General features: G+C 61.3%; 24 protein-coding genes. 9 read left to right on the forward strand and 15 right to left on the reverse strand.

The genetic code is table 11. From position 1 onward, the window contains the following. Positions 1 to 27: 27 nt before the first annotated feature. Together Q1A85_RS02295 and regB are read right to left on the reverse strand one after the other, a co-directional pair. Positions 28 to 1,536 (reverse strand): PAS-domain containing protein, encoded by a 1,509-nt coding sequence (locus tag Q1A85_RS02295; RefSeq protein WP_299684631.1) that lies wholly within the window; start codon positions 1,534 to 1,536, stop codon positions 28 to 30. 87 nt (positions 1,537 to 1,623) lie between these two features. Further along, positions 1,624 to 3,021 carry a sensor histidine kinase RegB gene (gene regB, locus Q1A85_RS02300; RefSeq protein WP_299684633.1) on the reverse strand — a complete coding sequence of 466 codons (1,398 nt, stop codon included), beginning with the start codon at positions 3,019 to 3,021 and terminating at the stop codon, positions 1,624 to 1,626. A 78-nt stretch (positions 3,022 to 3,099) separates the two neighbouring features. On the opposite strand from regB, the gene Q1A85_RS02305 reads away from it, so the two are divergent. Both Q1A85_RS02305 and Q1A85_RS02310 read left to right on the forward strand, forming a co-directional pair. Beyond that, positions 3,100 to 3,720, forward strand: coding sequence for an SCO family protein (locus Q1A85_RS02305; RefSeq protein ID WP_299684635.1), 621 nt, complete (start codon positions 3,100 to 3,102; stop codon positions 3,718 to 3,720). An 82-nt stretch (positions 3,721 to 3,802) separates the two neighbouring features. Continuing rightward, the gene (locus Q1A85_RS02310) at positions 3,803 to 4,357 is read left to right on the forward strand and encodes an ActR/PrrA/RegA family redox response regulator transcription factor (protein ID WP_299684637.1); all 555 of its coding nucleotides are present in this window, start codon (positions 3,803 to 3,805) and stop codon (positions 4,355 to 4,357) included. A 99-nt stretch (positions 4,358 to 4,456) separates the two neighbouring features. Here Q1A85_RS02310 and Q1A85_RS02315 read toward each other — a convergent pair whose 3' ends face one another. The 3 genes from Q1A85_RS02315 to Q1A85_RS02325 are packed head-to-tail and all read right to left on the reverse strand — an operon-like array spanning position 4,457 to position 6,313. Continuing rightward, a complete protein-coding gene (locus Q1A85_RS02315) occupies positions 4,457 to 4,945 on the reverse strand; it encodes a GNAT family N-acetyltransferase (RefSeq protein ID WP_299684639.1) in 489 nt (162 codons plus the stop codon). Next, entirely contained in the window at positions 4,942 to 5,532 is a 591-nt protein-coding gene (locus tag Q1A85_RS02320) for an HD family hydrolase (RefSeq protein ID WP_299684641.1), read from the reverse strand. Before Q1A85_RS02320 ends, Q1A85_RS02315 begins: the two co-directional genes overlap by 4 nt. Before the next feature lie 13 nt (positions 5,533 to 5,545). Further along, the gene (locus Q1A85_RS02325) at positions 5,546 to 6,313 is read right to left on the reverse strand and encodes an FkbM family methyltransferase (protein WP_299684643.1); all 768 of its coding nucleotides are present in this window, start codon (positions 6,311 to 6,313) and stop codon (positions 5,546 to 5,548) included. Between the two features lie 173 nt (positions 6,314 to 6,486). Here Q1A85_RS02325 and ahcY point away from each other — a divergent pair, with 173 nt between their 5' ends. Together ahcY and Q1A85_RS02335 are read left to right on the forward strand one after the other, a co-directional pair. Then, on the forward strand, positions 6,487 to 7,875 hold the full coding sequence (ahcY, locus tag Q1A85_RS02330) for an adenosylhomocysteinase (RefSeq protein WP_299684645.1): 1,389 nt from the start codon (positions 6,487 to 6,489) through the stop codon (positions 7,873 to 7,875). A gap of 167 nt (positions 7,876 to 8,042) precedes the next feature. Beyond that, a complete protein-coding gene (locus Q1A85_RS02335) occupies positions 8,043 to 9,668 on the forward strand; it encodes a thiamine pyrophosphate-binding protein (RefSeq protein WP_299684647.1) in 1,626 nt (541 codons plus the stop codon). 91 nt (positions 9,669 to 9,759) lie between these two features. Here the strand turns inward: Q1A85_RS02335 and Q1A85_RS02340 are convergent, their stop codons facing one another. The 4 genes from Q1A85_RS02340 to Q1A85_RS02355 all read right to left on the reverse strand — a co-directional run bounded on the left by Q1A85_RS02340 (position 9,760) and on the right by Q1A85_RS02355 (position 14,505). Further along, positions 9,760 to 10,809: a polysaccharide biosynthesis/export family protein gene (locus Q1A85_RS02340; RefSeq protein WP_299684649.1), complete on the reverse strand. Its 1,050-nt coding sequence runs from the start codon at positions 10,807 to 10,809 to the stop codon at positions 9,760 to 9,762. Between the two features lie 192 nt (positions 10,810 to 11,001). Continuing rightward, complete coding sequence (locus Q1A85_RS02345; RefSeq protein ID WP_299684651.1) at positions 11,002 to 12,480, reverse strand: heme biosynthesis HemY N-terminal domain-containing protein; 1,479 nt, start codon at positions 12,478 to 12,480, stop codon at positions 11,002 to 11,004. 14 nt (positions 12,481 to 12,494) lie between these two features. After that, positions 12,495 to 13,760, reverse strand: coding sequence for a hypothetical protein (locus Q1A85_RS02350; RefSeq protein WP_299684653.1), 1,266 nt, complete (start codon positions 13,758 to 13,760; stop codon positions 12,495 to 12,497). Between the two features lie 61 nt (positions 13,761 to 13,821). Further along, positions 13,822 to 14,505 carry a uroporphyrinogen-III synthase gene (locus tag Q1A85_RS02355; protein WP_299684655.1) on the reverse strand — a complete coding sequence of 228 codons (684 nt, stop codon included), beginning with the start codon at positions 14,503 to 14,505 and terminating at the stop codon, positions 13,822 to 13,824. Between the two features lie 88 nt (positions 14,506 to 14,593). On the opposite strand from Q1A85_RS02355, the gene tsaD reads away from it, so the two are divergent. From tsaD to Q1A85_RS02380, 5 genes are all read left to right on the forward strand, one after another. Next, the gene (gene tsaD, locus Q1A85_RS02360; protein ID WP_299684657.1) at positions 14,594 to 15,688 is read left to right on the forward strand and encodes a tRNA (adenosine(37)-N6)-threonylcarbamoyltransferase complex transferase subunit TsaD; all 1,095 of its coding nucleotides are present in this window, start codon (positions 14,594 to 14,596) and stop codon (positions 15,686 to 15,688) included. Then, entirely contained in the window at positions 15,685 to 16,632 is a 948-nt protein-coding gene (locus Q1A85_RS02365; RefSeq protein ID WP_299684660.1) for an NAD(P)H-dependent glycerol-3-phosphate dehydrogenase, read from the forward strand. The genes tsaD and Q1A85_RS02365 overlap by 4 nt, the downstream gene beginning before the upstream one ends. Position 16,633: 1 nt before the next feature. Next, complete coding sequence (locus Q1A85_RS02370; protein WP_299684662.1) at positions 16,634 to 16,909, forward strand: YciI family protein; 276 nt, start codon at positions 16,634 to 16,636, stop codon at positions 16,907 to 16,909. After that, positions 16,906 to 17,325, forward strand: a complete 420-nt coding sequence (locus tag Q1A85_RS02375; RefSeq protein ID WP_299684664.1) for an EVE domain-containing protein — start codon at positions 16,906 to 16,908, stop codon at positions 17,323 to 17,325. Before Q1A85_RS02370 ends, Q1A85_RS02375 begins: the two co-directional genes overlap by 4 nt. A gap of 66 nt (positions 17,326 to 17,391) precedes the next feature. Next, a complete protein-coding gene (locus Q1A85_RS02380; protein WP_299684666.1) occupies positions 17,392 to 17,790 on the forward strand; it encodes a DUF1761 domain-containing protein in 399 nt (132 codons plus the stop codon). A gap of 235 nt (positions 17,791 to 18,025) precedes the next feature. On the opposite strand, the gene Q1A85_RS02385 is transcribed toward Q1A85_RS02380, so the two are convergent. The 6 genes from Q1A85_RS02385 to Q1A85_RS02410 all read right to left on the reverse strand — a co-directional run bounded on the left by Q1A85_RS02385 (position 18,026) and on the right by Q1A85_RS02410 (position 23,646). After that, entirely contained in the window at positions 18,026 to 18,367 is a 342-nt protein-coding gene (locus Q1A85_RS02385) for a DUF2853 family protein (RefSeq protein WP_299684668.1), read from the reverse strand. 120 nt (positions 18,368 to 18,487) lie between these two features. After that, positions 18,488 to 19,045, reverse strand: coding sequence for a hypothetical protein (locus tag Q1A85_RS02390; RefSeq protein ID WP_299684670.1), 558 nt, complete (start codon positions 19,043 to 19,045; stop codon positions 18,488 to 18,490). A gap of 83 nt (positions 19,046 to 19,128) precedes the next feature. Beyond that, positions 19,129 to 19,842, reverse strand: a complete 714-nt coding sequence (locus Q1A85_RS02395) for an extensin family protein (protein WP_299684672.1) — start codon at positions 19,840 to 19,842, stop codon at positions 19,129 to 19,131. After that, entirely contained in the window at positions 19,843 to 20,511 is a 669-nt protein-coding gene (locus tag Q1A85_RS02400) for a nitroreductase family protein (RefSeq protein WP_299684674.1), read from the reverse strand. It abuts the gene before it with no gap. Positions 20,512 to 20,515: 4 nt separating this feature from the next. Further along, the gene (gyrB, locus tag Q1A85_RS02405; protein WP_299684676.1) at positions 20,516 to 22,933 is read right to left on the reverse strand and encodes a DNA topoisomerase (ATP-hydrolyzing) subunit B; all 2,418 of its coding nucleotides are present in this window, start codon (positions 22,931 to 22,933) and stop codon (positions 20,516 to 20,518) included. Between the two features lie 119 nt (positions 22,934 to 23,052). Further along, positions 23,053 to 23,646: an NAD(P)H-dependent oxidoreductase gene (locus Q1A85_RS02410; RefSeq protein WP_299684678.1), complete on the reverse strand. Its 594-nt coding sequence runs from the start codon at positions 23,644 to 23,646 to the stop codon at positions 23,053 to 23,055. Positions 23,647 to 23,693: the final 47 nt, after the last annotated feature.

Genomic DNA, 23,693 nt, shown 5'->3' on the forward strand with positions numbered 1-23,693 from the left:
GCCCCTGCGCCCACCGCAAGCGAATGGTTACGCCGCGGGGGTCGAAACCGGCACAGGCTCCGTTACGGTGAAACGGATCATCGTGGCGCCTGCGACGACCGGCGACAGGTACACCCGCATCCGGCGCCCATCGATTTGCTGAACCTCGGTGTCCCATTGCGCCCGCTCGCCAATCCGCATGACAAAGTCGCGGATATCGGCCCAGGCCGGATCGGGTGTAGACCGTTCCTGCCACACGCGCTGCGAGTCGATGATGGTGATGTCGGCAAAGGTCTTGTCCGGGTCCATTTTCCACATCTCGCGATAGGCCGCGTTGCAAAACGTCAGCACACCCGTGGACGAAAACACGACCAGCGCGTCGTCAAAGGAATCCATCATGGATTGCCCCAGTTCCAGCTCTGCCCGGAAGTTGCGGGTCAGCGAAATTTCGGCGGTGATATCCTCGATCAAAAAGGCGACCGCACCGTCGGGGTGGGGCCTGCCGCTGACCCGGTAGGTGTGTCCGGTGTCGAGGCTCCATGTTTCTTGGTAGCTGCTTTGCGTGGCGGCGGCGATGACGTCCGAAATCTCGTGCCGCCACGAGGTGTAATTCTTGGGCTCCGGCATGACGCGATTGTCGCGCAGCTTGTCAAAAAAGGACAAAAGCTGTGGGCGCGCAGACAGGAACTCGACCGGCAGCGAGGTCAGGTCAACCAGCGCCGGATTGAACAGCGCCAGCTGGCCGTTGCGGTCGAAAATGGCAAGGCCAATGGACAGTTGGGCAAAGGTTTTGGCCAAGGTCTGGACGAAATTGCGCTGGGCAATTTCCGCCTGGATCACGGCGTTGATATCGACCGCGTGGCAGATGGACCGGTCGTTCCGTTTGGTGATGGTCACGTCGTACCACGTTTCGCGGTCTTCACCTGATGACCGGATGGATGCCCGCGCCGACCCGGACCCGGTGTGGTCCAGCGACGGGATGTCGAACAGCGGTTCTGCGGCATCGGTCGCGCCATGTGTGCCCAGCAACGCGCCATAGCGCGGATTGTGCCATGTGACGGCACCGTTTCCGTCCAGCATCCAGATGGGGTAGGGCGCGGCCTCTGCCGCCAGTTCCAGAACCTCGTTTCGTGATTGCAACGCGCGGATCGTATGGATGGTGGACACGTCGCCCGGTTCGCTGTCGGACACTTCAACATGCACCATTTCGTTCTCGCGGGACAGGCGGACAAGGCCGGTGTCCGAAGGCGATTTTGCCGGGATGACAACTGTGCCGATGTTGCGCAGCGCGTCTTCATCCGGCAGGTCGGGGAACCGATAGGCCAGCGACGCGCGCAGGGCGTGCCAATCGGTCTCGGCGGTGTTGGTGGACAGCAGGGCCGCACCCGCCGGTGTGGCATGTTGCAGGTCGCAGTCGCGAAACAGAAAAGACACATCGGCCTGACCCATATCCGCAACCGGCGCTGGCCTGCGTCGGCCCGCACCCACAAATGCGATCCCAGCCGTTGCAGCAAGTGCGGCGCAGGCCAGTACAATGACAAATTCGAAAACAGACACGCCGGGATTCCCTATCACTCGGGCAATCCGCACGCTCTCAGAAACCGGTTAACAGGTTGTTAATACAACCGGTCAAATTGTATCTTTTTAGACGGTAATGGGTTCGTTTTGCCCCTGCGCAACCGCATTTTCACCTTCGCGCGCATCAATTTTGACCCGCGGCCAGCTGACTTCGACAATTGCACCAACATGAGGTAGTTCGGTGTTTTCGCGCGCAAACGGGTCAGCGCCATTGGCAAATGTCAGTTCAGCGCCAGAGCGTTCCAGCAGTGTTTTCGCGATGAACAGACCCAGGCCCATGCCCTCGTATTCGGGGCGTTGCTGGCGGTCGTCACGGGTCTTGCGGCGGCGCACAAACGGATCACCGATCCGGCCAAGCAATTGCGGGGGAAATCCGCGCCCGTCATCCATGATGCGCAGCGTGATGGTGTCCGCCGTCCAATGCGCCTCGATCCAGACATTTGCAGCAGCAAAATCCACCGCGTTTTGCACAAGGTTGCGCAGGCCGTGGATGATCTCGGGTTTGCGCAGAATGGCGGGTTGATCAATTTCGTCACCGGCGTCTGGATCGTGGGTGTAATGCACGTATTTGCCACGGTGGGTGTGTGGCTCTGCCGCCTCTTGCACGACGGTCATCAGCGGGGCTTGGCGCAGGTGCAGGTCATCTTTGCCCGCGCGCCCCATGTCGCGCAGGATATCGCGGCAGCGGTCGGCCTGTTCCCGGATCAACGCGGCGTCCTCTCGCAATTCGGGGCGGTCGTCCAGTTCTTCGATCAGTTCGGCGCTGGTCAGTTTGATCGTTGCCAGTGGCGTGCCCAGTTCATGCGCGGCGGCGGCGACCACGCCGCCCAGATCGGTCAGTTTCTGTTCGCGCGACAGGGCCATTTGCGTGGCTGACAGGGCGTCGGACATGGAGTGAATTTCGGACGTCACCCGCCGCGAATAGGCTCCGAAAAAACAGATGGCGATCACCAGCGCAATCCAGTTGCCAAACACGAAAAGATCCGGGATGCGCAGGATAAAGCCCTGTTGCGTGCGCAACGGCAGGTGAAATTCGCCCAACAGCGTTACCAGCACAATTGCTGTGCCGCCCACCAGCAGGGTGGACCGCGTGGTCAGCACCGCCGCCGAGATCGACACCGGCCCAAGCAGCAAAAGCGCAAAGGGATTGTGCAGACCGCCCGTGAGGAACAGCAAGAATGCAAGCTGCAACAGGTCAAACATGACCATCAGCAGGTTCTCGGTCTCGGTCAGACGCTTGTTCTCTGGAAAGACAAAGATGGCGATCAGGTTGCCGATCACCGACACGCCGACGGCCAGATAGCACAGGCCCAGTTCCAGTTGCAGGCCATAATATCGCTGGGCCACGGTCAGCGCGACAAGCTGTCCGCAAATGGCGACCCAGCGCAGCAGGATCATCGTCCGCAGTCGGATCCAATTGGACCGTTGTTGCCCGGTCAGCAGGCTGATGTCTGGTTGCGCCATTGTGTCACTTTATCGTTGGTTGAACTGGGGCGAGGAATTGATAGCTAACACATAGTTCACCACGTCCAGAGGTTTGTCATGATGCGCTATGTCGCCCCGCTTGCCGCCATTGTCGTTGCCCTATTTGTAGGGGGCATCTGGTACGTGTCGCAAGGCGGAGGCGAAGAGACCGGCTTTGCCCAATGCGGAGCCACGCAGATTGCCGGCGATGGCAATCAGATTGGCGGACCCTTTGAACTGGTCAATGCCGACGGCGAAACGGTGACGGATCAGGATGTCATCACCGAGCCGTCGCTGATCTATTTCGGTTACACATTCTGTCCCGATGTCTGTCCGCTGGACACCGCGCGCAATGCCGAGGCGGTGGACATTCTGACGGAGCGCGGGCTGTCGGTCACGCCGATCTTTATCTCCATTGACCCGGAGCGGGACACGCCAAAAATTGTTGGTGAGTTTGCCTATAACCTGCACGAAAAGATGATTGGTCTGACAGGTTCGCCGGAACAGACGGATGCCGCCAGCAAAGCCTATCGAACCTACTACAAGGCGCATGACAAATCGGACGAATTTTACCTCGTGGACCATTCGACCTTTTCCTATCTGGTGCTGCCGGAACACGGCTTTGTCGAATTCTTCCGGCGTGATGTTTCGGCGGACGTGATGGCGGAGCGGGTCGCCTGTTTCGTTGAAAACGCCTGATTTTTTAGCAAAAGTTTGACGCGTGGGGGGTCGCGCGCCATAGTCTTCTCCAGCCAATGAAAAATGGGAACTGGAGAATTGCATGGCGGACGCCGCAGTGAACGAGATCGGCGAAGACCGGTCGCTCTTGCTGGTAGACGATGATGAGCCGTTTTTGCGGCGCCTCGCCAAGGCGATGGAAAAGCGCGGCTTTGAGATCGAGACAGCCGACAGCGTGACAGCGGGAAAGGCCATCGCCACAGCACGGCCCCCGGCCTATGCGGTGGTGGATTTGCGGTTGGAAGACGGCAATGGCCTCGACGTGGTTGAGGTGCTGCGCGACAAGCGGCCCGATGCGCGGGTTGTGGTGCTGACAGGCTACGGCGCGATTGCGACGGCGGTTGCGGCGGTCAAGATTGGCGCAACGGACTATCTGTCCAAGCCCGCGGACGCGACCGACATCACCAATGCGCTGCTGGCCACCGGTGATGATTTGCCGCCCCCGCCCGAAAACCCGATGAGCGCCGACCGCGTGCGCTGGGAGCATATTCAGCGGGTTTATGAGCTGTGCGACCGCAATGTGTCCGAGACGGCGCGGCGGTTGAACATGCACCGGCGGACATTGCAGCGCATTTTGGCGAAACGCTCGCCGCGCTGAGGTGTCGACTGGGGGCCAGCCCCCAGACCCCCGGAGTATTTTGCAAGAGAAGAAGGGCGCGGTTTTGGCCGTGCCCTTTTTGCGGCGTGAGGCGCGATGTCAGAGGTCGTAGCGTTTCAGGATCTTGTCGACGGTTTCGCCATTGTCCATCACGTAGTCTTCGATCCGGCCATAATCTTGAAAGCCGCGGGATTGGTAGTAGATCAGCCCGCCTTCATTGTCGGCGCGGATATTGGCGTTGATCCAGCGATAGCCAAAAGCCTTTGCCGCCTGCCGGGTTGCGTTAAAGAGCTTGGATCCGATGCCCAGACCCGTTTGGCCAATTTGGACAAAGGTGGCGATTTCAGCCGCGTCGTCGGGCAGATAGTCACCGCCCGGCGCGATCCATTGGAAGCCGACCACCTCTTCGGCATCATTGACGGCCACATGCCATGCCGTTTTGCTGTCATCTGCGTCCATACGCTCTTGGATATCGTCGCTGGTGACGGGTTTGGTGATGGCGGTTGTACCGCCTTCGCTGATGATGTCGTTCAGCAGGCGCGCCATGGAGGCAGCATCCAGTGCGATCGCGGGGCGGACGTTGATCATAACTGTTCCAGAAGAGCGTTGTGGCGGGCGGTATAGGCGTTGCGGGTTTCGACAGGTGGGCGCAAGACAATCTCGAGCCCATCCATCAAGGCCGGGTCCGGTTTGCCGAAAAACCGGTCTGCTTCGGCTTTGGTAAAGCCCGCGATCTGGGTCGCCTCCATCCAGGCGCTGATCTTGTCGGCTTTCTTGATCTGCCGTTTGATCTGCGCGGGCACTTTGGCGGGCAGGCCAAACCGGATATGCACCGCCGCCTCAAGCCGTTCATCCAGCGCGCCATAGCCGGGACCAACCGCGGCCTTGACCGGTGAGATCATGTCGCCGATCACATATTCCGGTGCGTCATGCAGAAGTGCTGCCAGCCGCCACTTGGCCGGAGCCTTGGGGGCCACACGGCCAAAAAGCGTCTCTACCAAAAGGGAATGTTCCGCCACTGAATAGGCGTAGTCACCCATGGTCTGCCCGTTCCAGCGCGCCACAAAGGCCAGGCCGTGGGCGATATCCTCGATCTCGACATCCATCGGGGTCGGGTCCAGCAGGTCGAGCCTGCGGCCCGACAGCATCCGTTGCCATGCGCGTGGTTGTTTCATGGCGCGACGGATACTAGGCGAGGCTGGGGCGGTAAACCGAGTTGTGGTCGAGCCGGCCCACGTGCATGTATCCCGCCGCTGGCGCGACCTCGTTCAACGTGTTGAGGTAGCCGCGCACCTGAAACGGTTTGGCGCCTTCGAGCACAACGATGGGCTTGGATTTGGCGAGGATGCGCGCGGACCCGCGCAAGGCGTCGGCCTCGAACCCTTCGACATCGAGGTGCAGCAGGCTGACATTGCGCGTCTTGGGCAGCAGGTCGTCGATGGGCATGATGGGCACCGTGATCGTGTGCAGGTCCGTGTCCGCGTCCCCGGTGATGTGCATACCCGCTGCGAGGCTGGCATTGCTTTTGCCCCGTGCGACGGCAAAAGCGGCTGAACCCGCTTCCTTGCCGACGGCGCAGCGGTGCAGGGTTACCCGTGTGAGGCCGTTCAACGCCATGGTGTAGGCGCAGGCATCAAAGCTGGTCGGGAAGGGTTCAAAGCTGTGGATACGGGCCTTGGATTGCAGCACCTCGTGCAGCGCGGGAAAGAAGTCACCGACAAAAGCGCCGCCGGTCACGATATCGCCTGTGCCCACGTGGCGGCGCAGGAAATCCAGCGTATCGGCCTCGTAGACCTGCCCGGCGCGCAGCAGCTTGGGCACTTCGCGTTTCTTGAAGTCATTGGGAATGCAATAGGTGCCGTAGCGGTTGGTGGCCAGCATATGCGGCATATCTGCGACCTTGCCGGTCTTGATGGTGATGTGTTCTGCGACGGTACTGCTTGGGTGCACGTTCATGGGCCTGATGCTCGCGTTTTTGACGGCTGCGTTTTTCTTGGGACGCAGGCTGCCACGGACGAACGCACAAAGATAGCCATGACAGCATTCGGGTTCTATCGTCGCACCCGTTGTCCCGGCGCGGTTGCGGTGCTATCTGCCCGCCTAACCCGGAACAAAGGACACCCGTTCAGATGGCAAAAGACTATATCGTCAAGGATATCGCGCTGGCCGATTTTGGCCGCAAAGAGCTGGACATCGCCGAAACCGAGATGCCGGGGCTGATGGCCCTGCGCGAAGAGTATGGTGAGACCAAACCGCTGGCGGGCGCGCGCATTGTCGGCTCGCTCCATATGACGATCCAGACTGCCGTTCTGATCGAAACGCTGGTGGTGCTGGGCGCCGATGTCCGCTGGGCCTCGTGCAACATCTTTTCAACGCAGGATCACGCCGCGGCGGCGATTGCTGCAGGCGGCACGCCTGTCTTTGCGATCAAGGGTCAGAGCCTTGAAGAGCATTGGGATTACCTCGACAAGTCGTTCATGTTCGAGGACGGACCGAACATGATCCTCGACGATGGCGGCGATGCGACACTGTACGTCCTGTTGGGCGCTCGCGCCGAAGCGGGCGAGGATGTGATCCCCGTGCCGCAATCCGAAGAAGAAGAGGTGATCAAGAAGCAAATCGCCAAGCGTTTGGCAGAAAGCCCCGGCTGGTTCACCAAGGTGCGCGACCAGATCAAGGGCGTGTCCGAGGAAACCACCACAGGTGTGAACCGCCTGTATCAGCTGGTGCGCGATGGTTTGCTGCCCTTCCCCGCGATCAACGTGAACGATTCTGTCACCAAGTCGAAATTCGACAATAAATACGGCTGCAAGGAATCGCTGGTCGACGGTATCCGCCGCGCCACCGACACCATGATGGCGGGCAAGGTGGCCGTGGTCATGGGGTACGGTGACGTTGGCAAAGGGTCGGCGGCGTCGCTGGCCGGTGCCGGTGCCCGCGTGATCGTGACCGAAGTGGATCCGATTTGCGCCCTGCAGGCCGCCATGGACGGGTTCCAAGTGACCACGCTCGAAGATGTTGTGTCGACCGCTGACATCTTTGTCACCACCACCGGCAACAAGGACGTGATCCGCATCGAGCACATGCGCGAGATGAAGGACATGGCCATCGTCGGCAACATTGGCCACTTCGACAACGAGATTCAGGTGGCGAACCTGAAGAACCACAAGTGGACCAACATCAAGGAACAGGTGGACATGATCGAGATGCCGAATGGCAATCGTCTGATCCTGTTGTCCGAAGGGCGTCTTTTGAACCTTGGCAATGCCACGGGCCACCCGTCTTTTGTGATGTCTGCCTCCTTTACCAATCAGGTGCTGGCGCAGATCGAACTGTGGACCAAGGGTGAAGACTACAAGAACGAGGTCTACATCCTGCCCAAGCACCTCGATGAAAAGGTCGCGCGCCTTCACCTTGACCGGATCGGCGTCAAGCTGACCCAGATGGACAGTGAGCAGGCGTCTTACATCGGCGTGAAACCCGAAGGCCCCTACAAGCCCGAACACTACCGCTACTGAGCCGGTTCACATTCTGACGCAAAAGGCTCCGCTGTGCGGGGCCTTTTTGTTTGGCGATTGCCCCGGTGGACTGCCGATTACGGTGCAATTCAGTACAACCGGCGCTTGCAATTCCGGTGGCGATCATATGACCTGTAGGCTCTGTCCCACTTGTCACTTGGGGTGCGATGTCACGACATTTGCCTGTTCATGCGGCCCTCGCCCACGCGGTGCGGGATCAAGGAACCGACACGTTGTACGGCCTGATGGGCGACGCGAATCTGTTCCTGGTCGATCACTATGTGCGGGCCTGTGCCGGGCGCTATGTCCCCGCTGTTCACGAGGCGGGCGCGGTTCTCATGGCGCTGGGTCACGCGTCGGTCACAGGCGGGGTGGGCGTTGCGACAATCACCCAAGGGCCAGCCGTATCCAACGCGACCACCGCGCTGATCGAAGGGGTCAAGGGCAAACTGCCCATTGTGCTGTTGGCGGGCGACACGCCGGAGGCCGATCCAGATCACCTACAGGCGGTGGCCCAGCAGCCGATCATTGAGGCGACGGGCGCCGGGTTTCAACACCTCGGATCGCCGGACACGGCTGTCCGTGATCTGACAACCGCATTTGACCGGGCGCGCGCAGAACGTCGGCCCATCGTTCTCAACATGCCATCGCCCTTTATGTGGGAACAGACAGAATATGCCGGGGTGCAAGACCCGGAGGCGGTTCACGCCACGGATCCCGTCGAGGGGACGGCGCTGGACGACGCGATTGGCATACTGGCGGCCGCCCGTGCGCCACTGATCCTCGCCGGGCGGGGCGCCATTCATGCCAAAGACAGCCTGACAACACTGGCCGACCGGATCGGTGCGCCAGTGGCCACCACGCTCAAGGCCAAAGCGCTGTTTGACGGCGCGCGTTACGATCTGGGCGTATTCGGCACCCTCAGCACGCCCGCCGCGTCCGACGTGATTGGTGCAGCCGATTGCGTGGTCGCCTTTGGTGCCAGCCTCAACCGGTTCAGCACTGCCCATGGCGGATTGCTCAGCGGCAAAAGGCTTGTGCAAGTTGATGACGATGTACGGCAACTGGGCCGGTATCAGGCGGCGGATGCCGCGCTGGCTGGTGATCCGGCAGCAGTGGCCGACACCTTTGTGCATTGGCTCGACGCAGCCGAGATTCCATCGTCACAATTTACCGATACCATTGACGCTGATGCCCTTCGCGCCCCGTTGCCCACGCTCAAGCTGGCGCATGAACCGGGGACGCTGAACTATTTCGATGCGCTCGACCGCATTGACCGCGCACTGCCTGCGGACCGCATTTTTGTCACCGATGGCGGGCGTTTTATGACCGAAGCGTGGTGCCGCATCGGCGTATCCCAACCGCTGAACTTTGTGCAGTCAGTGCATGTCGGCGCGATTGGCATGGGCATGGGATATGCCATTGGCGCATCCATCGCGCGACCTGCGCAACAGACGTTGTTCCTGTGCGGGGATGGCGGCTTTATGATGGGCGGGCTGGCCGAATTCGCGACAGCGGTGCGCGAACGTCTGAACATGGTGACGGTTATCTGCAACGACTCGGCGTATGGTGCGGAATACGTGCAGTTTGAGGATCGGCAGATTGACCCGGCCCTGTCGACATTTGCATGGCCATCCTTTGCCGCGATGGCGGACGCAATGGGGGCAACCGGTCTGCGCGCCACCAATACAGACGAATTGCAAGCCGCGTTGGAGGTTGCAACGGTGACCCAAGGCCCCGTTCTTGTGGAGCTTATCCTTGATCCCGCGGCCATGCCACGGATGCACCTCTAGGCCATTCGCGGGCAAGCCACGTTAGAACGCGCTTGGGTCTGACCCTGTGCCCGGTACTGACACTTGACCCACAGAAAACGATCGGGCGGCGCTAGTCCCCGGTGACAGCCCGGCTGACACCAACTGCCGCACCGATCAGGCCAAAGACCGTCCGGACCGAGTTGACCGGGCTTTCCGTGGCAACCACCAGATCGCGCGGGTTCACCTGAAATTTGTTTGCGGCAAACAGACCGTCGGCGGATGTCAGGTCGATGGTGAACACCACCTGCCGCTTGTCCGGGCCCGAGCCATCCGTGCGCAACTGCTTACCGCTGTATTCGCGCAGGATCAGAACCCCTTGTGGGTTGGCACGATTGTCCGAAATGCCACCCAGCAGGGCCAAGGCCTCGATTGCGGTGATGCGTTCGCGGTTGAACGGCACGATGGTTTCCGTCCCTGTGGCCCCAAGCGCCACAAAGTACCGTTCGTCCTCTTCGACGATGATCTTGTCACCGCCGCGCATGACAACATTCGTCGATGCACGTTCAAACAGGGTGTCGGCGCGAATCTCAAAGGTTTTGCCCTCGCGGATCACACGGACCAGCGGATTTTGCAGGCTCTCCGAAATCCCGCCGGCGGCGGATATCAGGCTGAGCAGGGAATAGTTGCGATTGGGCAGCGGGTAAGTGCCGGGGCTGGCAAACCCGCGCACCGCGTCAATCGAATTGTCCGGTCCGGGGGACACCGACAACTGTACCTGTGCCGCAGGCACCACCAGCTCAAGATCGGAGGCGATCCGGTCGCGTGCAGCTTCGGGCGTTTTGCCACGCACCGGCACCTCGTTCAGATAGGGCACAAAAATCGTGCCGGTGGACGACACGGTCAGACCCGTCATTTCGACGCTCTTTTGTTCCGCCGAGGTCAGCAGCGAGTTTTGCTGATTGTCCCAGATCACAAGGTCGATCCGGTCGCCGGTGCGGATCAGATTCGACTTTGGACCGCGCGGATTGCTGAACCAATGGTAGTGCCCGGCCCAACCAGTCACTGGCCATTCGCGCAGCGACGCGATGTTTTCACGGTTGATCGGCACAACGGAGAATGGCGCGTCTTCGGCGTTCTTGTTGCGGGTGATTTCGCTCTGGATTGCGGCGCCGCGCGGCAAAGTACACGCTGTCAGCGCAGCACAAGAAACGCAAAAAAGAATGATGCGGAAAAATCCGTGCACGATATGTCCCCCGAATGGCCTTGCAGCTTTGGCCTTTGATTGGTGTTTATCGGGAATTGCGGCGCAGACCTAGGGCGAATTTTACCTGTCCGGGGTCTGCGCTGGTGTTTTTTGCGTCCAAGCCCGCTCTTAGGCAGATTTTTGCGTGGGATTGCCAAGATCTTCGGCCTCGATAACGTCGCTGTCGGCCTGTGTCATGGGCACAACGGCGTCGTCGTCGGCCTGGTCAGCCTTGGTGCCGATCAGCAGCGGCAGCATTTCCGATCCGCCGGGCATCGCCACCTCGCTGTTGGGCGGGCGGGTCCATGCCATGGTGTCGAACGCATCGCAATTGCTGCAAGTGGGGGACCATTCAGCGTGGATGCTGTGGCAATTGTCGCAGACCCATTGCGGGCCGCGCGGTGCCGTGACAGCCCGCGCCAGCCAGCCTTGCACAACCGCATCACTGGCACCCTCGCCCCGTTCGATGGCGGCCATCAATGTGGCGGAACGTGTGGTCAGATCGGTCTCAACCAAATCTCCCAGCGCGCGTCGTGCCGCCGGGAAATCTTCTGCGGCGAGGTTCAATTCGGCCAGCAGCATCTTGGTCTCTGCATCGTCGGGCTTGGCCCGGGTCAGCGGTGCAAACCGTTTGATCCGTGCGGACGGCGTCTCGTCCGGTTCGATCTTGGCAAAGGCGGCGGCCACATCCGGGTGCGGCTGTGCCTCCCATGCTTTCTTGAGAACGCGGGTCGCGTATTTCTTTTGCCCCTGCTCGATATATCCCTCTGCGGCCATGATCGCTGCCGGGATCAGATCGGGCGACAGGCGGTTGGCTTCGATCGCAGATTCGCGCGCCTCGATGGTTGACCCTTCGGCAACCACCGCCTTGGCTTGGCTGAGCGCCAAAACGGCATCGCGGCGCTTGTGGACGTCGCGGGGCAGGCTGCCATGCTTCAGCTTGGCGTTGAGCGTTTCGCGGGCACCGGTCCAGTCTTCCTTGTCCGCTTGCAGCTTGAGCAGGACGTCCTGCGTTTCTTCATGTTTGGGCTTCAGCGCAAAGGCCTTTTCCGCCAGTTTCAAAGCGGTATCGGTTTCCCCATCCGCCAGCTTTTGCTTGAGAATGCCGCGCACGCCCACAAAGCGGGTCGCGTCGTTTTCCACCAGTTTGCGATAGGTTTCCTCGGCCTTTTTACGGTCGCCCGCCATCTCTGCGGCCTGCGCCGTCAACAGGTTCGTCAATTCTGGCCGATCCAGATAGCGGTTGGCCTTTTCCGCCTTGGCCAGCGCCAGACGCCCCTCGCCAGAGGCCAGCGCCATCATGCCCTGCGCCAGAGCATCGAACCCTTTGGAGGCGCGATTGCGGTCGAAATAGCGCGACATCGCTGTTTCATCGCCGTTCAGGAACTTCCACGTTGCAATCAGCAGGCCCAGCAGCTTGAGCCCGATCCAGACCGCAATCACCAACAGCGCAAGCCCGATGACGGATTGCAGTGGGCCAAACGGGTATTCCGTGCCTGCGATGACAACCGTGATGCCACCGTCGCTTTCCAGCAGCCACCCGGCCCCAAGGGCCAGCGCCGCGACAACGACGACGAAAATGACGATTTTCAGGAGTGACCAGATCATGAACAGGGCCCCTTTCAGAGTGCCGACAGGCGTTGTGCGAGTGCGTTTGTGGCCGTAATGGCCTCGTGACGCTGCCGCGCCTGATTAAGCCATGTGTCCATGGCTTGTTGTGCTGCGTCCGGTAGGGCGTCGGCTTCGCTCAGCGCGGTGCTGAGGTCACCGGTCTTTGCGGCGGCTTCGACACGCGACAGGACGGCATCGGGGTCCGACCCTTCACGCGGGACCACGGACCGGCCACCCAACTGACGTTCAAAGAATGCGCCCAAACCACCATCATCATTGGCCGCACGTGCCGCTCTGAGCGCGGATCGGGCTGCATCGGGAATTTGCCCCTGTAGTTCGGACAATTGCGCCACGCCGTCGCTTGCAACAGTGCTGATCGCATCGGGCACCTCAACCAGACCGGTGTCGGTCAGTGTGGTCAGCGCTTCGTTGAAACCGGCGCCGCTGTCGAGTGCTGCAACGATCTGCGCCACCGCAGCGCGGGCCAGCGTGGCCTTTGCGGCGGTCTCATTGGCCGCGCGGGCCGCTTCGGCCTCAGCGATGAGTGCGTCGATTTCCGACTGTTGCGCCTGCGCCGTGGCGCGCAATTCACCCAGCGCTGCGTCAAAGGCGGCTGCGGGCAGGGTCCCGTCAGCGGCGGGCTGGGTGGCCAGCGTATCGACGCGGTTCGACAAGGACGCAATGGCGTCCGCCTGTTCCGAAAGGGCAGTTTCGACAGGTGTCAGGTCCACGGGGTCGGGAATGTCCGGCATGACCGGTTCCGGCAGGTTCTCCACCGTCTCTTCGAGCGTTTCGATCCGGGCGAGAGCAGCGTCAAGCGCCTGCGCGGTGTCAGAATTCGAATCAAGGGCCCGCGCGGCGATAAAGCCCAAAGCCGCCGCAATCACCCCGCCGATGAGCATCGGGATCACAACACTGCGTTGTTCGGGCTGGACAGGAGACTGCGTGACCTGAGCCTTCTCTGGCTCTGGCTCTGGCTCTGGCTCTGGCTCTGGCTCTGGCTCTGGCTCTGGCTCTGGCTCTGGCTCTGGCTCTGGCGTTTTGACCGGGGACGCGTCGGTACCAGCCTTAGCGTCTTCCGCATCGGGCGTCACATCTGTCGCCACACCATCTTTTGTGGCGTCCGGCGCATCGCCTTTGTCGGTGTCGGCCAATTTGTCCGCATCCACAGACGGCTCGGGCACCACGACGTCTTCGGCAATCTTTGCGTCGTCGGTGCCGGTGTTGTCTTTCTGCGCGGAGGGCTTATCCGAGCGTGTCTTTTTGGCCAAGGTCATCCCCTCCGATTCTCGCTGGGCGCGACATACCGGGCAACTCTACTCTGCCCCTACTTGCCCCTCAACCCGCTGCCAGCCGATCTGCTGTATCTTCCAAGGCTTTAGCCATCGCAGACGCATTCGGTGCTGCCGAAACAATCACCGCACCGCGTATGGATGCGGGCGCGCAATCCGCCACCGCATGGCTAAGCGCCAACAGGACGGCGCGGTCCAGTCTGGGCGCTTGCGCAAAAAACTGCGTCGCGGTGCGCGGTGAGAAAAGGGGAATGAGCACATGCCGGTCCCCATCCAGCGCATCGCGCGCCGCATCGGTAAGATCACACCGCGCCTGATCATAAAGCGCCACGCGGGTTATGTCCGCACCGGCCTTGCTCAAGCGTGTCACGATATCGCCACGGGTGTGGGTGCCCGACAGGTGAAACAGTCTCTGTTCCGGGGGATTTGCGGCGAGTGTCTGAGCAAGCTCATCCGCCGTCTCACCGCATTGCGACGCAGCCCAGCCGCAGTCACGCGCGGCTTGTGTAGTAGCCGGACCCACACAAAATGCGATCCGACCGGCCCCGTCCTGCGCCCACCGCACGCCATTGGCCGATGTGAAAACAGCGGCGTCTGACGGGCCCAATTCCGCAGCCGCCCCGGTTGGCTCAACCCGCAAAAGAGGCGTTTCGATGACCTCGATCCGGGCCAGAAGGTGATCCGGCAACGCAGCGACAAAGCGTTGGCCCGCCGCCAGCGGTCGGGTCATCAGCAATGGAAAGCGGGGCGGGGATGGATTGTTTGACACGGGCCATGGTGATACCCCGCCCGGGTCCCCAACGCAACGCAAGCGCCCCATGACCCGTCCCGTTACCATCCTCGGCATCGAAAGCAGCTGCGACGACACCGCAGCCGCTGTGGTGCGCGGCGTGCCGGGCGACATGTCGATCCTGTCGTCTGACGTTCACGGGCAAACGGATTTGCACGCCGATTTCGGCGGTGTCGTGCCCGAGATTGCCGCCCGCGCCCACGCCGAACGGCTGGATGTGACGGTCAAGGCGGCGCTGGACGCGGCGGGCGTTGCGCTCACTCAACTGGACGCAATCGGCGTGACCTGTGGTCCGGGGCTGATCGGCGGTGTTGTGTCTGGCGTAATGACGGCCAAGGGGCTGTCGGCAGCAACGGGCCTGCCGCTTTATGGAATCAATCATCTTGCGGGGCACGCGCTGACCCCGCGGCTGACCGACGGCGCTGCGTTTCCCTATCTGATGCTGCTGGTGTCGGGCGGTCACTGCCAATTCCTGATTGCCCATGGTCCGACCCGATTTACGCGGTTGGGCGGTACCATAGACGACGCCCCCGGCGAGGCGTTCGACAAGGTCGCCCGCCTGATTGGCCTTGGCCAGCCCGGTGGACCAGCGTTGGAGGCTGCCGCGCGTGCGGGCGATGCGACGCGGTTCGCCTTTCCCCGACCCTTGTTGAACAAGCCCGATTGCAACCTCAGTTTTTCCGGCCTCAAAACTGCAGTGCTGCGCGCGCGTGACGCGGTTGTCGCTGAACATGGTGGATTGCCGCGTCAGGCGCAGGCGGATCTGGCGGCAGGATTTCAGCAGGCCGTGGCAGACAGTCTGAGTGGCAAGACGCGGCGCGCGCTGGATTTGTATCTGGCCGAAGAACCTTCCCTGCCGACCCTGTGCGTCGCGGGTGGGGTGGCGGCGAATATGGCAATTCGGGCTGCATTAGAGACTGTATGTGCGGATTTGGGCGTGGCTTTTCTCGCCCCGCCGCTGGCGCTGTGCACCGACAATGCGGCGATGATTGCCGCCGCGACCATCGAACAGATGCCGTATCGTGATCCCGATGGTATGAGCCTGTCCGCGCGTCCCCGGATGCCACTCGATACGTCAAGCGCGCCTATGATTGGCTCCGGGAAAAAGGGGGCCAAGGCATGAGCATAGCCGTTCTCGGGGCTGGTGCCTTTGGCACAGCACTGGCAATCGCGCTGGGCAAAGCGGGAACCGTGACATTGTGGGCGCGCGACAGCGACCACTGCGCAGAGATGTCCCGCGACAGGCAGAACACGCGCCGCCTGCCAGATTGCCCTTTTCCGCCCGATCTACGCGTTTCCGCCCATTTAGAGACTGTTTTGGACACCCAAACCCTCCTCCTCGCGCTTCCGATGCAGGCGCTTGCCGGGTTTGTCCAAAGGCATGATCTGCACGACAAGACCGTCGTTGCCTGTTGCAAGGGGATGGACCTGACGACGGGGTACGGCCCTTCGCGCATCCTTGGCGGTGCCAGCCGTGTCGCGGTTTTAACCGGCCCGAGTTTTGCCAGTGACATTGCCCGGGGCTTGCCCACGGCGTTGACACTGGCCTGTGCAGACGCGGCAACGGGCGTCGCGCTGCAAGAACAGTTATCGACTGGGACATTGCGTCTTTATCGCAGCACGGATGTGACCGGTGCGGAACTGGGCGGCGCGTTGAAAAACGTGATCGCCATCGGCGCAGGTGCGGTGATGGGCGCCGGTCTTGGCACCAGCGCGCGCGCGGCATTCATGACGCGCGGTTTTGCTGAGATGCAGCGCGTCGCCGTGTCGCGCGGCGCGGAGGCGGAGACGCTGATGGGGCTTAGCGGCTTTGGTGATCTGGTCCTCACCTGCACGTCGGACCAGTCGCGCAACTATCGGCTGGGTCACGCATTGGGTGCCGGTCAGCCCTTTGACGGTGCGATCACGGTCGAAGGCGCGGCCACGGCACAGGCCCTCGTTGAACTGGCCGCCGCGCACGCATTGGACATCCCAGTCTGCGCAGCCGTTGCGGATTTGGTGGCAGGACGCATAGATGTACAGGCGGCGATGGCCCGCCTCTTGGCCCGCCCGTTAAAGGAGGAATGAGATGTTTTATGCCCTGATGGCTTGGGACAAGTCAGGCGCGCTGGACCTGCGGATGGCACATCGGCCCGATCACCTTGCCTATCTGAAGGACAGCGGTGTGGTCCGGCAGGCGGGCCCATTCCTTGATGCGGATGAAAAACCGTGCGGGTCGCTGATCGTGCTGGATGTGCCGGACATGGCGGCCGCCCAAGCGTGGGCCGATGCGGACCCCTACGCCAAGGCAGGCCTGTTCGACACAGTGCGCATCGCGCCGTGGAACCGGGTGTTGGACGCATGAAGTACTGGCTGTTCAAATCCGAACCCTCCACCTGGAGCTGGGACGACCAAGTCGCCAAGGGCGACGCGGGCGAAGAGTGGGATGGCGTGCGCAATTATCAGGCGCGCAATTTCATGCGCGATATGGCCGTGGGCGACCGGGGTTTTTTCTATCACTCGCAATCCGAAAAGGCCGTCGTCGGCATTGTCGAGGTCATCGCGGAGGCGCATCCCGACAGCACCACGGATGACGACCGCTGGGACTGTGTGGACATCAAGGCGGTCGGCCCGGTCAACACGCCGGTGACATTGGCGATGGTCAAAGAGGACCCGCGCCTGTCCGACATGGCCCTGATCCGCAATTCACGCTTGTCGGTGCAACCCGTCACCGCAGACGAATGGCGCATCGTGTGCGAGATGGCCGGCGTCGATCCATAAACCTGTTTGAAAATGCCGGGCGGTCTGGCACCCTCTTATGCAGGATAATGCCAAACGGAGGGGCAGATGGGTTTTTTAGCGGTGGTGGCCGCCGGTGTGGCGGCGTTTGTCTTTGGCGCGATCTGGTACACGGCGCTGGCCAAACCGTGGATGGCCGTGTCAGGGGTCGAGATTGACGAGGCGACGGGTCAACCGGCCAACCGCGCCAACCCGGTGCCCTATATCACCAGCATTGTTGGCGCGATCCTCGTGGCGGGCATGATGCGCCACGTGTTTGTGCTGAGCGGGATTGATACGGTGGGTGAAGGGCTGGTGTCTGGCCTTGGCATCGGCCTGTTCATGTCGGTGCCGTGGCTGGCGACGAATTACGGGTTTGCGGGGCGTCCGTTTCGCCTGACGGCCATCGATGGTGGGTATGCCGCGATTGGCAGTGCCGTGATCGGGACAGTCCTGACCTTGTTTTGAGTTCGGATGTAAAAAAGGGTTCTGACCGATGTGATCAGAACCCTCACTCACCCAGACGTGCACTCCCCAGAGCCACCGCACGATCTATAGAATTTCGGGTCTGACCTTCTGGCCGGACATCACTTGTCTACATATTCCCGCTCAATACTTCAAATGCGAAGTAATTTGCATTGGACCCAAAATAGAAACGCCCGCTTAACGAGCGGGCGTTCAAATTCATAACGGGTTAACCCAGTTATCCGTAGACGGATTCTTTGCCGAAGTGCTTGGTCAGCATGTAGTAGACCACAGCGCGGTATTTGTTGCGCTCGGACTTGCCATAGGTTTCGATCACCTTGTTGATCGCATCCATCAGTTCGGGACCGTCCTTGAGGCCCAGCTTCTTGATCAGGAAGTTGTCCTTGACGGTCTCCAGCTCGGACTTTTGGCTGCCGGCGACGGTGGCTGCATCTGCGTTGTAAATCGCGGGGCCGCACCCGACAGTGACCTTTGTCAGCAGGTCCATATCCGGTGTCATGCCGCACTTTTTCTTCAGATCGTCGGCGTATTGCGCGATCAAATCGTCCCGTTTGCCCATTGAATTTCCCTTTTGTTGGACTTGGCCATGGCTCTGACCTTGGCGCAAAGGTTAATTCAGCAAGCCAGCCGGAACAAAGGAAAAAATATTCGGAAATTCCCCGTAGGCGGGATCCCGACGTCAGAAGCGGTTGATCTTGATCTCGGGCTTGTCTGTTGCAGCGGGTTCCGCCGCTATCGCACCGCTGAATTCAAAGCTGTAGCCGCGGAAATAGAACGACCGGGGTTCGGTCATTTCAGTTGTCCGTTCGACCCAATCTTCCGAAAATGCCGCCGCCCAAAGGTCGGGATAATCGTGGACGAGATTGTGCATACAGGTCAGCGCAATCCAGATGCCCACAGTCTTGGCGGCAAGGTGTACCTTGTCGCTCATGTAAAAGGCCATGCGCAGCACAAAGGCGATGCCAAAAGCCAACGCGCCGTCGATGATCATGGTTAGGTCAGCATCGGCACCGGGATCGGGCGCGCCGTTGATGTGGAACATGCAGTAACGCGCAAGGACCACGGCCAAAAGCCCAAGGAAACAGGCCCCGACAATGGATGCCGGATAGCCAAGGTTCGTGACCCACTCCGGGCGCGTGCCCCGCGCCGCCTGCGCTTTTTGCGTCTGCAACTCGGCGCGCTGGCCGTGTTCGGCCCCGAGCCGGGCAAGCCGTTCTGCAAATACGTCCTGTCCCATGAACGTGTGTCCTTGCTACTTTTGCGGGCAAGGTGCTGTCCGAGCAGGGCGAAATTATGGCGGTGTTTGGGAAATGACGCGGCTTAGCGGCAGAGGCCCCAGCCGGTATGTTGCAGGTGAAAGTGGTCTGCGTGCAGGCGGTTGTAGTCGGGGCCAAGGGACAGCCGGAACCACATGCAGGCGCTGTCGCGCAGATCGCGGAAAAACGCGCCACGGTTATCCGCCGCAGGCCAGCCGTCCAGCAGCGACAGCTTGCGCCCATCGGCCAGCGTCACGCCCGATATGTCGATGGCGTCCGCCGTGGCATGTGTGCTCATCCGGCCTGTGCCGCCAGCTGTCGTCCGCATTTCGCGGCAATTGTAGCTGGAGGCGTGGTGGATCGCAGACACGCCTTGGGCAAAATGGCGGCGTGCGGCGGGTGTGATCCCGTGGTGGTGCCACATGGCGGTGCGCAACGCGGTCTGGCACCGGGTTTCGACCGGGCGCAGTCGGGCCGCCCCTATTGCGGTCAGGCGCACGCGGTCCGCGATCCCGCATTGCGGTGCGGTGACAAGGTCTGCCATTGGCTGAAACGTGGCCCCGGTGGTCAACGCGGCCTTGCATGACGCGCCATCCGCCAAAGCACGCTGGAGTTTGATGCGGGTCATGGGCGTCACCGGGTCGGTCACGTCGAGCGACAGGGTTGGATTCCATGCAGGCGGCAACGGCGTGTTGGGCACAAACAGAAGCAGGACAAGCCCTGCGCCCCCCATCAGCATCAACGTCAGCAGTGCATAAAGGACCGAAATCAGGCGCATTCAGCGAATGGTCAGAATGTCTGCCAGCGGTTTCTTGATCTTGGCCATTTTGGGCACAGTCGCGTCCTGCGCCGGGTGACCTGCGGCGATGATCATTGTCGCCTTTTCATTGTCGGGCCGCCCCAGAAGGTCGCGCAGGAACCCCATGGGGTTTGGCGTGTGCGTCAACGTCACGAGACCCGACATATGCAGCGCGGTCAGCAACATGCCCGTCGCGATCCCCACGCTTTCGGGCACGTAGTAGTGCTTTTGCTTGCTGCCGTCTTCCTTGGTGCCCCAACGCTGGGCAAAGACGACGATCAGCCACGCGGCGTCCTCTAGGTGCGGCTTGTCCGCATCGGTCCCGATGGGTGCAAGCGCATCAAGCCAGTCCTGTCCCGCACCACCTTCGTAAAAGCGCCGCTCTTCTGCTTCTGCCGCCGCGCGGATTTTCTGCTTGGTCTCGGGGTCACGCACGGCCACGAAATGCCAGGGCTGCTGGTTGGCGCCGGATGGCGCCGTGCCGGCGGCGGTAATGCACGCTTCGATCACCTCTTGGGGCACCGGCGCGGGATCGTAGTCGCGCACCGTGCGCCGGGTCGAGATTGCGGCGCGGAACTCATCGGCCCGTTTCAGGGCCTCTTCGTCGCTGACCTTGGCGCTGTTGAGAATGTCGTGTCCGTCAGCCATTGCGTCAGAAGTCCAGGTTTTCGACGCTCAGCGCGTTTTGCTGGATGAACTCGCGGCGTGGTTCCACCACATCGCCCATCAGCTTGGTGAACAGATCGTCGGCCTCGGCCATGTCTGCCACCTTGACCTGCAACAGCGTGCGCGCGTCCGGGTCCAGCGTGGTTTCCCACAGCTGGTCGGGGTTCATCTCGCCCAGACCCTTGTAGCGTTGCAGGCTCAGGCCCCGCTCGCCCTCTTCGAGGATCGCGGCCAACAGGTCGAGCGGCCCAAGGATGGCTTGCACACGTTCCTTGCGGACCAGCGTGGCAGGCGTGCCGTAGACGTCTTGCAATGACTGGGTGAATGACCCTGTGCGCCGCGCCTCGCCGGATCGCAGCATAGGGCCGTCCAGCGTGCGCACCTCTTCGACACCGCGTAGGATGCGTGCCAGCCGCACGCCCTTGTCCTGCGTGATCCGGCCTGTCCAGCCGCGTTCGTATTCCAGCGCGATCAGGTTCAGCCGTTCGGCCACGCGATCCGCCACACCTTGCAGGTCGGCATCCACCGCACCGGGCACAAACGCGCCTGCAATAGCGGCCTGTTCAAGGATATGGCGCGGATAATGCGTCGGGAACGCATCAAGGATGCGCTTGAGCTGCCGCGCCTCGTCCACCACGCGGACAAGATCCTGACCGATGATCTCTTCGCCGTTGCCCTGACGCAGCATCGCCCCTTCGATGCCCTGCTGGATCAGGTAATCCTGCATCTCGGCCTCGTCCTTGAGGTACACCTCGGACTTGCCACGCGCCACTTTGTAGAGCGGGGGCTGCGCGATGTAGAGGTAGCCGCCTTCGATCAGTTCGGGCATCTGGCGATAGAAGAACGTAAGCAGCAGCGTGCGGATGTGCGCGCCGTCGACGTCGGCATCCGTCATGATGACGATCTTGTGGTAGCGCAGTTTGGAGATGTCGAATTCGTCCCGACCGATCCCGGTGCCAAGCGCCATGACCATGTTGCCGATTTCCTGAGAGCTGAGCATCCGGTCAAAACGGGCGCGCTCCACGTTCAGGATCTTGCCCTTCAGCGGCAGGATGGCTTGTGTTTTCCGGTCGCGCCCGGTCTGGGCAGAGCCGCCAGCGCTGTCACCCTCCACAAGGAAAATCTCGGTGTTTGCGGGGTTCTTGTCCGAACAATCCTTCAGCTTGGAACTGAGGAAATTCATGTCCATCGGATTCTTGCGGCGCGTCAGTTCGCGCGCCTTGCGCGCCGCCTCGCGCGCCATCGCCGCCTCGATGATCTTGCCGACGATGATCTTGGCCTCGTTCGGGTTCTCCTCGAACCACTCGGCCAGTTTCTCGTTGACCAGACCTTCGACGGCGGGGCGCACTTCGGAGGACACAAGTTTGTCCTTGGTCTGCGAACTGAACTTTGGGTCCGGCACTTTGACCGACAGCACGCAGGTCAGACCCTCACGCGCATCGTCACCGGTAAAGTTAACCTTTTCCCGTTTTGCGATGCCGGACGTCTGTGCATAGTTGTTGATCGTCCGCGTCAACGCCCCGCGAAAGCCCGCCATGTGGGTGCCGCCGTCGCGCTGCGGGATGTTGTTGGTGAACGGCAGGACATTCTCGTGGTAGCTGTCATTCCACCACATCGCGACCTCGACTCCGATGTCGTCCTTTTCGCCTTGGATGAAAATCGGCTCGGGCATGACAGAGGATTTAGAGCGGTCGAGATACTTCACAAACTCACGCACGCCACCTTCATAGAACAGTTCGGACCGCAGATGTTCGACAGGCCGTTCGTCTACCAGAATGATCCGCACACCGGAATTCAGGAACGCCAGTTCACGCAGCCGCTTTTCAAGCGTCTCGAACGAGTATTCGAGGTTGGAGAATGTGTCGGTCGAGGCCAGAAACCGCACCTCGGTCCCTGTCTTGCCGTCCGCGTCGCCGACAACCTTCAGATGCTCCACCGTGTCGCCATGCGCGAAACGGGCGACATGTTCCTTGCCGTCGCGCCAAATGCGCAGTTCCAGCCACACCGACAGGGCGTTCACAACCGACACCCCCACGCCGTGCAGACCGCCCGACACCTTGTAAGAGTTGCTGTCGAACTTACCGCCCGCGTGCAGTTGGGTCATGATAACCTCAGCCGCGGACACGCCTTCTTCTTCGTGGATGCCCACCGGAATGCCGCGCCCGTTGTCGCTGACCGACACCGAGGAATCGTCGTGGATCGTGACCGTTACGGCGTCCGCATGGCCTGCCAGCGCCTCGTCGATGCCGTTGTCCACAACCTCGTAGACCATATGGTGCAGACCGCTGCCATCGTCGGTGTCGCCGATATACATGCCCGGACGCTTGCGCACTGCCTCCAAGCCCTTGAGAACCTTGATGGAATCCGCGCCGTAGTCTTCGGGCGTTTGCTCGTTATCTGCCATAAATGGGCCCTTTGTATTCTTGGCCCAAATATACGGTTTTTTGGGGGGAATGTCACGCAACTGACACAAGATTTTGTGGCGCGGCCAAAGGGGTTACCCCAACTGCCGCGCCGGGTCGGTCATACAGCCTGCGCACCGATTTTTTGCACCTGAGCGGTCCATCGGTCGATGAGGCCCGGCTTGGGGTGGCTGGCCCCGGCAAAGTAGGTGAACCGCGTCGGCTTGATCCCGACAAAGCCAAAGACCTGGCCCGTCAATTGCCGCAGGATTGCGCTGCCATAGGCCAGCCGCATGAACCAGCGCGGGCTGTCCGAGGTCAGGATAATACGCCCGGTTTTGCCCGTCAGCATGGGTGACGGCATTCCCAGTTTGTTCAGGTTGCGCGTGTCATAGGCACGCCCGGGCAACAGGATCCGGTCGATCAATCCCTTGAGCTTGGCAGGCAGTCCGCCCCACCAGATTGGCGCGGCCATCACCACGTGATCCGCCCATTCGAGGTCCTTCAGGACCGCTTCGATCTGCGGCTCCAACGGCTTCCAGTTGGTATAGCCGCCGTCGCCGAAATCCATATCGAACTCCAGATCAGACAGGCGGACAACGCGGACGTGGTGGCCCGCGTCCTGCGCCGCCTGGGCATAGGTGTCGGTGAACAGGCGCGACAGGGAATTTGCGCCGGGATGTCCGTCAAGGACGGTGATGCGTTTGGGGGTCATGTGAGGCTCCGAATCTAAAATTGACCATGGTCAGTTTAATAGACCTT

It is taken from the genome of uncultured Tateyamaria sp. (assembly GCF_947503385.1).
GTDB lineage: Bacteria > Pseudomonadota > Alphaproteobacteria > Rhodobacterales > Rhodobacteraceae > Tateyamaria.

What these genes read in the sequence shown, in the direction of transcription:
- Q1A85_RS02355 (WP_299684655.1), bottom strand. Translation starts at nt 14,505, where the DNA reads ATGACCCGACCGCTGGCGGCGGGCCAACGCTTTGTCGCTGCGTTGCCG.
- Q1A85_RS02390 (WP_299684670.1), bottom strand. Translation starts at nt 19,045, where the DNA reads ATGGGACAGGACGTATTTGCAGAACGGCTTGCCCGGCTCGGGGCCGAA.
- Q1A85_RS02320 (WP_299684641.1), bottom strand. Translation starts at nt 5,532, where the DNA reads ATGAAACAACCACGCGCATGGCAACGGATGCTGTCGGGCCGCAGGCTC.
- Q1A85_RS02370 (WP_299684662.1), top strand. Translation starts at nt 16,634, where the DNA reads ATGTTTTATGCCCTGATGGCTTGGGACAAGTCAGGCGCGCTGGACCTG.
- Q1A85_RS02385 (WP_299684668.1), bottom strand. Translation starts at nt 18,367, where the DNA reads ATGGGCAAACGGGACGATTTGATCGCGCAATACGCCGACGATCTGAAG.
- Q1A85_RS02410 (WP_299684678.1), bottom strand. Translation starts at nt 23,646, where the DNA reads ATGACCCCCAAACGCATCACCGTCCTTGACGGACATCCCGGCGCAAAT.
- Q1A85_RS02335 (WP_299684647.1), top strand. Translation starts at nt 8,043, where the DNA reads ATGTCACGACATTTGCCTGTTCATGCGGCCCTCGCCCACGCGGTGCGG.
- Q1A85_RS02350 (WP_299684653.1), bottom strand. Translation starts at nt 13,760, where the DNA reads ATGACCTTGGCCAAAAAGACACGCTCGGATAAGCCCTCCGCGCAGAAA.
- Q1A85_RS02310 (WP_299684637.1), top strand. Translation starts at nt 3,803, where the DNA reads ATGGCGGACGCCGCAGTGAACGAGATCGGCGAAGACCGGTCGCTCTTG.
- Q1A85_RS02380 (WP_299684666.1), top strand. Translation starts at nt 17,392, where the DNA reads ATGGGTTTTTTAGCGGTGGTGGCCGCCGGTGTGGCGGCGTTTGTCTTT.
- Q1A85_RS02375 (WP_299684664.1), top strand. Translation starts at nt 16,906, where the DNA reads ATGAAGTACTGGCTGTTCAAATCCGAACCCTCCACCTGGAGCTGGGAC.
- tsaD (WP_299684657.1), top strand. Translation starts at nt 14,594, where the DNA reads ATGACCCGTCCCGTTACCATCCTCGGCATCGAAAGCAGCTGCGACGAC.
- Q1A85_RS02395 (WP_299684672.1), bottom strand. Translation starts at nt 19,842, where the DNA reads ATGCGCCTGATTTCGGTCCTTTATGCACTGCTGACGTTGATGCTGATG.
- Q1A85_RS02325 (WP_299684643.1), bottom strand. Translation starts at nt 6,313, where the DNA reads ATGAACGTGCACCCAAGCAGTACCGTCGCAGAACACATCACCATCAAG.
- Q1A85_RS02365 (WP_299684660.1), top strand. Translation starts at nt 15,685, where the DNA reads ATGAGCATAGCCGTTCTCGGGGCTGGTGCCTTTGGCACAGCACTGGCA.
- Q1A85_RS02315 (WP_299684639.1), bottom strand. Translation starts at nt 4,945, where the DNA reads ATGATCAACGTCCGCCCCGCGATCGCACTGGATGCTGCCTCCATGGCG.
- ahcY (WP_299684645.1), top strand. Translation starts at nt 6,487, where the DNA reads ATGGCAAAAGACTATATCGTCAAGGATATCGCGCTGGCCGATTTTGGC.
- regB (WP_299684633.1), bottom strand. Translation starts at nt 3,021, where the DNA reads ATGGCGCAACCAGACATCAGCCTGCTGACCGGGCAACAACGGTCCAAT.
- Q1A85_RS02305 (WP_299684635.1), top strand. Translation starts at nt 3,100, where the DNA reads ATGATGCGCTATGTCGCCCCGCTTGCCGCCATTGTCGTTGCCCTATTT.
- gyrB (WP_299684676.1), bottom strand. Translation starts at nt 22,933, where the DNA reads ATGGCAGATAACGAGCAAACGCCCGAAGACTACGGCGCGGATTCCATC.
- Q1A85_RS02345 (WP_299684651.1), bottom strand. Translation starts at nt 12,480, where the DNA reads ATGATCTGGTCACTCCTGAAAATCGTCATTTTCGTCGTCGTTGTCGCG.
- Q1A85_RS02400 (WP_299684674.1), bottom strand. Translation starts at nt 20,511, where the DNA reads ATGGCTGACGGACACGACATTCTCAACAGCGCCAAGGTCAGCGACGAA.